The organism is Pseudochrobactrum sp. AO18b, assembly GCF_000409565.1.
Taxonomy (GTDB): domain Bacteria; phylum Pseudomonadota; class Alphaproteobacteria; order Rhizobiales; family Rhizobiaceae; genus Pseudochrobactrum; species Pseudochrobactrum saccharolyticum.
Genome location: NZ_ANNO01000319.1, coordinates 1 through 1,521 on the forward strand (window position 1 = coordinate 1; position 1,521 = coordinate 1,521).

A 1,521-nucleotide genomic window follows, 5' to 3' on the forward strand; every position below is an offset into this window, starting at 1 on the left:
ACGGATTCACCGCAGCCACAGGCCGATGTCTGGTTCGGGTTATTGAAAACAAAACCTGTGCGCAGAGTTGTCACTTCAAAATCCATCTGCGTGCCGAGCAGGAACAATGCAGCTTCCGGCGCCACATAGACTTTTGCACCTTCATGCTCGATGAGGTCATCACCGGCTTTGGCTTCTTCAGCCAACGCAATCGTATATTCCATACCGGCGCAGCCGCCCTTTTTCACTCCCACGCGGATACCCAGAGCATCCTCATGAGAGGCCTGAATTTCGCGCACGCGTTCCGCTGCTGCGTCAGTCAGGGTCATGATGGAAAAACGTCCCATAAAATTTCTCACTTGTATCTGTTACATGGTTCAAGGCCATGTAGTTTCAACTTGCGAGGCCAACCTGAAATCCTGCACTAAGCCCCGATTGTCCGGTTTACCTCTGATACTCTATCTAGTCTCACACAGTCCTGACTGCAAGTAAAGCAACGCTCTGATCCTGCATTTAAAGCAAGATTTTCTGTTCTTTACAGCGCATAAGAATAAAATGAATAATTCGCAAAACGCGTAAAATTGCCATGATCTGTTTGCAGTCTTTTGCGAATAAAAGAGCATCTCAGGTTCTTTGCCTCAGCTAAGCGGAGATTTTAATGGGTATTCAGCAGAGCCGTCATAACCCCGCATCGCATCGTCCCGTTGCATTGGCCATCACACAGGGTCGCGCTCAGCAACAGCGCCTTACGATCATGCGACTGCTTGGAACCACGATTATCGGTGCAGCTTTGCTGACCGGCAGTGCGATTCATGCCAAGGCGGCAGGAACAGCTGAAACCAAAGACAAGCCTGCAGCACAGCAAAAGGTAAAGCCCGATGCTCTGAAAAAGGCCGGTGAAGCAGCAGCTAAAGATTCTGAGGAAGAAAAAGCCAAGGTAGAGAAAGCGAAAGCGGAGAAAACTGAAGCTGAAAAGCCGAAAGAAGATGCTGTGCCTGCAGATAAGCCGGACGCTAAAAAATCCACAGAAGCCACAGACAAGCCCGAAGCTCCGGCACCTGAAGCCACAAAAGAAGTGGCTGAGGGTTTGGTTCTGCCCGATTATGTGGATGACCGCAGCACACCGCAGAAATTGCTGGAATCCTATTACAACGCCATTAACCGCAAAGAATATGTGCGTGCCTACAGCTATTATGCTGAAGGCCAGCAAGGCGATGATTTTGAGAAATATGCCAAGGGCTATGCCGGCACTGAATCTGTAAGCATCAAGCTCGGCAGCAGCGAACCTGATCCGGGTGCCGGTCAGATCTATTGGTCTGTGCCGATTGCTATCGAATCCAAACTCGCTGAAGGTAAGTCGCAGGTTTATACCGGCTGCTACACGATCAGCATGAGCAATCCTGCCATGCAGGCAGTGCCACCATTCAAGCCAATGGCAATCATGGCAGGCACGCTGTCAAAATCACCGCTGCCGCTTGAAAAAAGCGTGCCGGAAGAATGCGGTGCTCCGTAACTCCTCTGTCGATCACCTGTAGGAAAGCC

2 protein-coding genes are annotated in these 1,521 nt (G+C 50.5%); one reads left to right on the plus strand and one right to left on the minus strand.

Features of this window, described 5'->3' with window-relative positions; all coding sequences use genetic code 11:
* Window positions 1–326: Fe-S cluster assembly scaffold SufA (gene sufA / locus A918_RS20390; RefSeq protein WP_022711435.1), on the minus strand; the 326-nt coding region annotated here is incomplete at its 3' end.
* A gap of 311 nt (window positions 327–637) precedes the next feature.
* Between sufA and A918_RS22460 the strand changes: the two genes are divergently transcribed.
* A complete protein-coding gene (locus tag A918_RS22460) occupies window positions 638–1,492 on the plus strand; it encodes a hypothetical protein (protein WP_022711436.1) in 855 nt (284 codons plus the stop codon).
* Window positions 1,493–1,521 lie beyond the last annotated feature (29 nt).